The following is an 8,218-nucleotide window of genomic DNA, read 5'->3' as shown; positions in this document are numbered from 1 at the left end:
CGTCGTGGCGTGGACGTCAGAACGACGCGAGCGCCTCGTTGAAGGTCGTGCTGGGACGCATGATCTTCGCGGCCTTCTCCGGGTCGGGCTGGTAGTAGCCGCCCAGATCGGCCGGCTGGCCCTGCACCGCGGCCAGCTCGTCGACGATGGTCTGCTCCGCGTCGGACAGCTTCTGCGCCAGCGGGCCGAAGACCTCGGCGAGCTCGGCGTCGTCGGCCTGCTGCGCCAGCTCCTGGGCCCAGTAGAGGGCCAGGTAGAAGTGGCTGCCGCGGTTGTCGATCGTGCCGAGCCGGCGGCCGGGCGAGCGGTCGTGCTCCAGGAAGCTGGCCGTGGCCCGGTCGAGGGCGTCGGCGAGGACCTGGGCCTTGGGGTTGTCGGTGGCCGTGGCGTACTGCTCGAGGCTGGGCACCAGGGCGAAGAACTCGCCGAGCGAGTCCCAGCGCAGGTAGTTCTCCTTGACGAGCTGCTGCACGTGCTTGGGGGCCGAGCCGCCGGCACCCGTCTCGAACAGGCCACCGCCGTTGATCAGCGGGACGACCGACAGCATCTTGGCGCTGGTGCCGAGCTCGAGGATCGGGAACAGGTCGGTGTTGTAGTCGCGCAGCACGTTGCCGGTGACGCTGATCGTGTCCAGGCCCTGACGGATGCGCTCGACCGACAGCTTCGTCGCCTCGACCGGCGACATGATGCGGATGTCGAGGCCGTCGGTGTCGTGCTCGCCGAGGTACTCGTTCACCTTGGCGATCAGCTGCGCGTCGTGGGCGCGGGTCTCGTCGAGCCAGAACACCGCCGGGTCGCCGGTGGCGCGGGCGCGGTTGACGGCCAGCTTGACCCAGTCGCGGACCGGGACGTCCTTGGTCTGGCACGCGCGCCAGATGTCACCCTGCGCGACGGTGTGCTCGAGGAGCACGTCGCCGGCGGAGTTCACCACGCGGACGGTGCCGGTCGTGGGGATCTCGAACGTCTTGTCGTGCGAGCCGTACTCCTCGGCCTTCTGGGCCATGAGGCCGACGTTGGGCACCGAGCCCATCGTGGACGGGTCGTACGCGCCGTGGGCCTTGCAGTCGTCGATCACGACCTGGTAGACGCCGGCGTACGAGCTGTCGGGGATCACCGCGAGGGTGTCGGCCTCCTGGCCGTCCGGGCCCCACATGTGGCCCGAGGTGCGGATCATGGCCGGCATCGAGGCGTCGACGATGACATCGCTCGGCACGTGCAGGTTGGTGATGCCCTTGTCGGAGTCCACCATGGCCAGGCGCGGACCGTCGGCCAGCTCGGCCTCGAACGAGGCCTTGATGTCGGCGCCGTTGGCGACCTGGTCGAGGCCGGCGAGGATGCCGCCGAGGCCGTCGTTGGGGCTCAGGCCCGCCTCGGCGAGCGCGGCACCGTGCTCGGCGAAGGTCTTCGGGAAGAAGGCGCGCACGACGTGACCGAAGATGATCGGGTCGGAGACCTTCATCATCGTGGCCTTGAGGTGCACCGAGAACAGGACGTCGTCGGCCTTGGCCTGCGCGACCTGCGCCGCGAGGAACTCGCGCAGCGCGGCGACGTTCATGCTGGTGGCGTCGACGATCTCGCCGGCCAGGACCGGGATCGACTCCTTCAGCACGGTGGTGGAGCCGTCGTCGCCGACGAGCTCGATGCGCAGCGTGTCGTCGGACGCGAGGGTCACCGACTTCTCGTTGGAGCGGAAGTCGTCGACGCCCATCGTGGCGACGTCGGTCTTGGAGTCGCTGCTCCAGGCGCCCATCGAGTGCGGGTGGCCCTTGGCGTAGTTCTTGACCGAGGCCGGCGCGCGGCGGTCGGAGTTGCCCTCGCGCAGGACCGGGTTCACGGCCGAGCCCTTGACCTTGTCGTAGCGGGCGCGGACGTCGCGCTCCTCGTCGGTCTGCGGGTCCTCGGGGTAGTCGGGCAGGTCGTAGCCCTGCTCGCGCAGCTCGGCGATGGCCGCCTTGAGCTGCGGGACCGACGCCGAGACGTTCGGCAGCTTGATGATGTTGGCCTCCGGGCGCTTCGCGAGCTCGCCGAGCTCGGCCAGCGCGTCGGCCGCCCGCTGGTCCTCGGGGAGCAGGTCGCTGACCGCCGCGATGATGCGGCCGGCCAGGGAGATGTCCCGGGTCTCGACCTCCACGCCGGCCTTCGAGGCGTACGCCTCGATGATCGGGAGGAGGGAGTAGGTCGCGAGGGCGGGAGCCTCGTCGGTGTGCGTGTAGATGATCGTCGAGTCCGTCACGCCCCCAAACTACCCGGTGTGCAGGTCGCCGCTGCTCGCCGCACCCCGTATCGGACCGCCCATTGTCTAGTTGGTCAGTCCAGAATGTGAACAACATCCACGACGCCGTTCCGCTCGCCTACGTTGGCTGCTCGAGCCCGCCGCACCGTGCGACGGACCGACCGAGAGGACCTCCCATGGCACATCGCTTGCGCCCCATCGCGGCCGCGGCCCTGCTGCTGACCGCTGCCACCGCTCTCACCGCCTGTGGGTCGGAGGCCGCCGAGGGGGAGCAGATCTCGATCGTCGGCTTCGCCGTGCCGGAGGCCGCCAACAAGAACATCCAGGAGGAGTTCGTCAAGACCGACGCCGGCGAGGGTACGACGTTCAAGACCTCCTACGGCGCCTCGGGCGACCAGAGCCGCGCCGTGGTGGACGGCCTCAAGGCCGACTACGTGCACCTGTCGGTGGGCACCGACGTCGACCGTCTGGTCGACGCGGGCCTCGTCGACGAGACGTGGGACGACGGCGAGAACAAGGGCATCGTGTCCAACTCGATCGTCGTGCTGGGCGTCCGCGACGGGAACCCCAAGAACATCAAGGGCTGGGACGACCTGGTGAAGCCGGGCGTCGAGATCGTCACCGCGAACCCGGCGTCGTCCGGCGCGGCCCGCTGGAACGCGCTCGCCGCGTGGGGTCACGTCACCGAGAACGGCGGCACCGAGGCCGAGGCCACCGAGTTCGTCAACGACCTGTTCGCCAACGTCGTCTCGCTGACCAACAGCGGTCGCGACGCCACGCAGAGCTTCCTCGGCGGCGCCGGCGACGTCCTGCTGGCCTACGAGAACGAGGCCATCCTGGCCGCGCAGAACGGCAACGGCTTCGAGTACGTCATCCCCGACACCACCCTGCTGATCGAGAACCCGGGCGCCATCCTCAAGGAGTCCAGCAGCGTCTCGCAGGACTGGCTCGACTTCGTCCTCGGCGAGGAGGGCCAGCGCCAGTTCGCGCTGACCGGCTTCCGTCCGCTGAACCTCGAGAGCCCCGGCACCGCCGACCTCGACGCGATCGGCCTCGAGCCCGGCGACATCAAGGGCGCGCCCGACGCGTCGGACCCGTACCCCGCCGTCAACAACCTGCTGACGCTGGAGAAGAACTTCGGCGGACCCGGCTGGGGCGAGGTCAAGGACAAGCTGTTCGGCGATGGCAAGGACGGCAAGCCCGTCGGCATCGTCACCGAGGCGATCGCGAAGTCCGGCAAGGCGTCCTCGTGACCTCTGCCGATCTGGCGACGCGAGCGGGCCGGCCGGGCGACTCCCGGCCGGCCGGCTCGCTGAACCGCGCCTCGGCCGTCGGCCTGGGCGTGACCATGACCTGGTTCAGCCTGCTCGTGCTGATCCCGCTCGCCGCCGTCGTCGCCACCGCGACCGAGGGCGGCGTCGGCGCGTTCTGGGACGCGGTCACGAACGCCCAGACCGCGCACGCCATCCGGCTGACGATCTCGTCGGCGCTGCTCGTCACGCTCACGAACATCGTCGTGGGCACGGCGATCGCGTGGGTGCTCGTGCGCGACAGCTTCCCCGGCAAGTGGATCCTCGAGATCCTCATCGACATCCCGTTCGCGCTGCCCACGATCGTCGCCGGCCTCGTGCTGCTGTCGCTCTACGGCAACGACGAGAGCCCGCTGGGCATCAACATCGCGAACACCGAGACCTCCGTGTTCCTGGCGTTCCTCTTCGTGACGCTGCCGTTCGTCGTCCGCACGGTGCAGCCGGTGCTGGAGGAGATCGACGTCGAGATCGAGGAGGCTGCGGCCTCGCTCGGTGCCAGCCGCCTCACCACGTTCACGCGCATCATCCTGCCGACGCTCACGCCCGCCATCGCCGCCGGCGCGACCCTGTCGTTCGCCCGCGGCGTCGGGGAGTACGGCTCGCTCGTGCTGCTGTCGGGCAACCTCCCGTTCGAGTCCGAGGTCGCCTCGGTGCGCATCCTCAGCGCGATCGAGAACGACAACCCGGCGGCCGCCGCTTCCGTGGCGACGCTGCTGCTGATCGTCTCGCTCGCGGTGATCCTGCTGCTCGACTTCATCCAGCGCCGGGTGGCTCGCCGTGGCTGACATCCGGCGCATCAGCCGCCGCAAGAGCCCGTTCACCTACGCGCTGCGGCTCCTCGTCATCGCCTACCTGTTCCTGCTGGTCGCCTGGCCGGTCTCGCTCGTCGTGACCAACACGTTCGAGAACGGCTTCGACGCGCTCAACGCCGTCTTCGCCGACGCCGACACGGTGGCAGCCCTGCGCCTCACCGCCACCGCGGCCGTCATCGCCACGGCGATCAACACGGTCTTCGGCATCACGATCTCGCTGCTGCTCGTGCGCACCACGTTCCCGGGCCAGCGACTGCTCGGCTCGCTGATCGACCTGCCGCTGGCGATCTCGCCGATCGTCGTGGGCCTGTCGCTCGTGCTGGTCTACGGCGGGCGCGGCGGCTGGTTCGGCCCGGCACTGGAGAGCGTCGGCGTCCAGATCATCTTCGCCACGCCGGGCATCGTCATGGCCACGGCGTTCGTGGCGCTGCCGCTCGTCGTGCGCGAGGTCGTGCCGGTGCTCGAGGAGATCGGCACCGAGCAGGAGCAGGCCGCGCGCTCCCTGGGCGCCAGCGGCTGGCAGACCTTCTGGCGCATCACGCTGCCCGGCATCAAGTGGGCCGTGGTCTACGGCGTCGTGCTCACCCTGGCCCGCTCGCTCGGCGAGTTCGGCGCCGTGAAGGTCGTTTCGGGCAACATCCTCGGCGAGACCCGCACCGCCACGCTCGCCGTCGAGGAGAAGTACCTCAACTGGGAGCAGGAGTCCGCGTACGCGATCGCGTTCCTGCTGGCCAGCGTCTCCGTCCTGTGCATCATCGTCGTGTCCCTCCTGCGCTCGCGCACCGAGCGGCACTGAAGCGAAAGGCCACCATGAGCATCGAGATCTCTGGGGTGAACAAGAACTTCGGCGACTTCGTCGCGCTCGAGGGCATCGACCTGTCGATCCCCACGGGCCAGCTGACGGCCCTCCTGGGACCCAGCGGCGGCGGCAAGTCCACCCTGCTGCGGATCATCGCCGGACTCGAGGACGCCGACTCCGGTCGCGTCGAGATCGAGGGCGTCGACGCCACCCGCCTGCCGGCGCAGAAGCGCAACGTGGGCTTCGTCTTCCAGCACTACGCCGCGTTCAAGCACATGACCGTGGCCAGGAACATCGCCTTCGGCCTGGAGATCCGCAAGCGCCCGAAGGCCGAGATCGCCGCGAAGGTCGACGAGATGCTCGAGCTGGTGCACTTGGGGCAGTTCCGCGACCGGCTGCCCTCGCAGCTCTCGGGCGGCCAGCGCCAGCGCATGGCCCTGGCTCGCGCCCTCGCGATCGAGCCCACCGTGCTGCTGCTCGACGAGCCGTTCGGCGCCCTCGACGCGAAGGTGCGCAAGGAGCTGCGCGACTGGCTGCGGCGGCTGCACGACGAGGTCCACGTGACCACGGTGTTCGTGACGCACGACCAGGAGGAGGCGCTCGAGGTCGCCGACTCGATCGTCGTGATCAACGGCGGGCGCATCGAGCAGGTCGGCTCCCCCGACGAGCTCTACGACTCCCCCGCCACCGACTTCGTGCTGAGCTTCCTCGGCCCGGTCACGCAGCTCGGCGGTCTGCAGCTGCGACCGCACGACATCGACGTCGCGCTCGAGCCGCTCCCGGGCGCGGTCCCCGGCCGGATCTCGCGCTCGACGCGCATCGGCTTCGAGGTGCGCCTCGAGGTCACGCCCACCGAGGGTCAGCAGCCGCCGGTGCAGGTCACGGTCACCCGCGCCGAGGCGCGCGGGCTGGGCCTCCAGCACGGCGACGAGGTCTGGCTGACGCCCACCGCGGGCGCCCAGGCGATCCGCCCGGCGAACGCCCCCGCATCGACCCTCGACGGGGCCGCAACTCATGGTTACAGTGTGACCCACGTCTCAGGCTGAGACGTCCATGAACTCCACGGGACGGTGGAGTACGAGGGCGGCCGGGCTTCGCGCCCGGTCGCCCTTCATGCATCCTCAGGCGTGGACGTCGACGCGCTCGCGCACCGGCGCGAACCGCAGGCCCACGAGGAAGACCACGAGACCGGCGGCGGCGAGTGCGACGCCCACCAGCGCGGGGGCCACGTAGCCCGCGCCCGCGGCGATCACGAGACCGCCGAGCCAGGCGCCGAGGCCGTTCGCGATGTTGAGGCTCGCGTGGTTGAGCGCGGCGCCGAGCATCTCGGCGTCGCCCGCGGCCGTCATGAGCCGGATCTGCAGGCCGATGGCCACGACGCTGCCGAGCGCGCCCATGAGGAAGACGCTCACGAGCGCGGCCGGGGCGAAGGTGGCGAGCTCGTAGAACGCGAGCAGCACCACGACCGTGAAGAGCAGGCCACCCGTCACCTGGCGCACGTTGTCCCAGTCGGCGAGGTGCCCGCCGACCCACGTGCCCGACACCGAGCCGAGGCCGAACACCAGCAGGAAGACGGGGATGACCGCCGAGGGCAGGTCGACGACGTCGGTGACGATGGGCGCGATGTAGCTGTACATCGCGAACACGCCGCCGAAGCCGACGACGCCGGTCAGGAACGCCGCGATCACCGCGGGCTCGCGCAGGGCGCCGAGCTCGCCGCGGATCGTGGCGCTGGGGTCGCCCGGCAGGTGCGGCACGAACACGATGACGAGCGCGGCCGCGACCACGGCGATCACCACGACGAGCGCGTACGCGGCACGCCACGAGAGGGCCTGACCCAGCCAGGCACTCACGGGGACGCCGGCCACGGTGGCGACCGAGAGGCCCATCATCACCATGCTCACGGCGCGACCGCGGCGACCCGGCGGCACGAGCGAGGCGGCCACGAGCGACGCGACGCCGAAGTAGGCGCCGTGCGGCAGGCCCGCGACGAAGCGGGCGAGCATCACCGGGACGTAGCCGTCGGCGACGGCCGTGAGTGCGTTGCCGACCGCGAGTCCGCCGAGCAGCCACAGCAGCAGGGCGCGCTTCGGCATCCGCGCGGCCAGCGAGACGATGAGCGGCGCGCCGACGACCACGCCGAGCGCGTACGCGGAGATGATGTGGCCGGTCGTCGGGATGTCACGGTCGATGCTCTCGGCGACGTCGGGCAGCAGGCCCATCGTGACGAACTCGGTGGTGCCGATCGCGAAGCCGCCCAGCGCCAGGGCCAGCAGGGCGAGGCCGACGTGGCGGGCGGTCGGTTCGGTTCGCGAGGTCACCTCAGGTACAAGGCCCGCAGGGCGCGAACGATTCCTGACGTCCGTGCGACCCGAGTCACTGCTTGCCGCGCCCGGGCCGCGCGGGTCACCATCGGGTGTGACCCGCTTCGTCTTCAACACCGCCGCCACCCTCGACGGCTACCTCGCCGATCCCGACCACAGCCTCGCCTGGCTCTTCGCCGTCGAGGGCGGGACGCCCGACGCCCCCGAGCACGCCGACGCGTTCACCGCGTTCCTCGACTCGATCGGCGTCACGGTGCTGGGCTCGTCCACGTACGAGTGGCTGCTGCGCGAGACGCAGGCCCTCGAGAGGCCCGAGGCCTGGCCGGACGCGATGTCCGGCAAGCCGGCGTTCCTGTTCACCTCGCGCGACCTGCCCGTGCCGGCGGGCGCCGACCTGACGGTCGTGTCGGGCGACGTCCGCGACCACCTCGACGCGATCCGCGAGCGCGCCGGCGGCCGCGACGTCTGGGTCATGGGCGGCGGGGACCTCGTGGGTCAGTTCGACGACGCGGGCGCTCTCGATGAGCTGCAGGTCAGCGTCGCCCCCGCCACCCTCGGCGCCGGCTTCCCGCTCCTGCCCCGCCGCCTCGGCCCCGACCGCCTCCACCTCACCGACGTCGAGCGCCGCGGCCAGTTCGCCCACCTCACCTATGCCGTCTCGCGCGGGTGACGGTTTCCCCGGTTAACCGGGGAAACTGTCACTTCGCGAGGTTTGCGAACCTCGCGAAGTGACAGGAAAC

At 70.6% G+C, this 8,218-nt stretch carries 7 protein-coding genes; 5 read left to right on the top strand and 2 right to left on the bottom strand.

All coding sequences use genetic code 11. The annotated features are described in order from the left end of the window. Window positions 1-16: 16 nt before the first annotated feature. On the bottom strand, window positions 17-2,233 hold the full coding sequence (locus ACGWYL_RS08605) for an NADP-dependent isocitrate dehydrogenase (protein ID WP_395486955.1): 2,217 nt from the start codon (window positions 2,231-2,233) through the stop codon (window positions 17-19). A gap of 176 nt (window positions 2,234-2,409) precedes the next feature. Between ACGWYL_RS08605 and ACGWYL_RS08600 the strand changes: the two genes are divergently transcribed. The 4 genes from ACGWYL_RS08600 to ACGWYL_RS08585 are packed head-to-tail and all read left to right on the top strand — an operon-like array spanning window position 2,410 to window position 6,200. Then, on the top strand, window positions 2,410-3,486 hold the full coding sequence (locus ACGWYL_RS08600) for a sulfate ABC transporter substrate-binding protein (protein WP_179426314.1): 1,077 nt from the start codon (window positions 2,410-2,412) through the stop codon (window positions 3,484-3,486). Continuing rightward, window positions 3,483-4,328 carry a sulfate ABC transporter permease subunit CysT gene (gene cysT, locus ACGWYL_RS08595; protein ID WP_179426316.1) on the top strand — a complete coding sequence of 282 codons (846 nt, stop codon included), beginning with the start codon at window positions 3,483-3,485 and terminating at the stop codon, window positions 4,326-4,328. Before ACGWYL_RS08600 ends, cysT begins: the two co-directional genes overlap by 4 nt. Continuing rightward, the gene (locus ACGWYL_RS08590; protein ID WP_395486954.1) at window positions 4,321-5,151 is read left to right on the top strand and encodes a sulfate ABC transporter permease; all 831 of its coding nucleotides are present in this window, start codon (window positions 4,321-4,323) and stop codon (window positions 5,149-5,151) included. The genes cysT and ACGWYL_RS08590 overlap by 8 nt, the downstream gene beginning before the upstream one ends. 14 nt (window positions 5,152-5,165) lie before the next feature. Continuing rightward, window positions 5,166-6,200, top strand: a complete 1,035-nt coding sequence (locus ACGWYL_RS08585) for a sulfate/molybdate ABC transporter ATP-binding protein (RefSeq protein ID WP_395486953.1) — start codon at window positions 5,166-5,168, stop codon at window positions 6,198-6,200. Between the two features lie 75 nt (window positions 6,201-6,275). On the opposite strand, the gene ACGWYL_RS08580 is transcribed toward ACGWYL_RS08585, so the two are convergent. Then, window positions 6,276-7,475 (bottom strand): MFS transporter, encoded by a 1,200-nt coding sequence (locus ACGWYL_RS08580; RefSeq protein WP_395486952.1) that lies wholly within the window; start codon window positions 7,473-7,475, stop codon window positions 6,276-6,278. A gap of 97 nt (window positions 7,476-7,572) precedes the next feature. On the opposite strand from ACGWYL_RS08580, the gene ACGWYL_RS08575 reads away from it, so the two are divergent. Then, a complete protein-coding gene (locus ACGWYL_RS08575; RefSeq protein ID WP_395486951.1) occupies window positions 7,573-8,148 on the top strand; it encodes a dihydrofolate reductase family protein in 576 nt (191 codons plus the stop codon). Window positions 8,149-8,218 lie beyond the last annotated feature (70 nt).

It is taken from the genome of Aeromicrobium sp. JJY06 (assembly GCF_044069275.1).
In the GTDB taxonomy this organism is placed as follows: domain Bacteria; phylum Actinomycetota; class Actinomycetes; order Propionibacteriales; family Nocardioidaceae; genus Aeromicrobium; species Aeromicrobium tamlense.
Note: the sequence above shows the minus strand (reverse complement) of the source record. Positions and strands in the feature narration are given on the sequence as shown.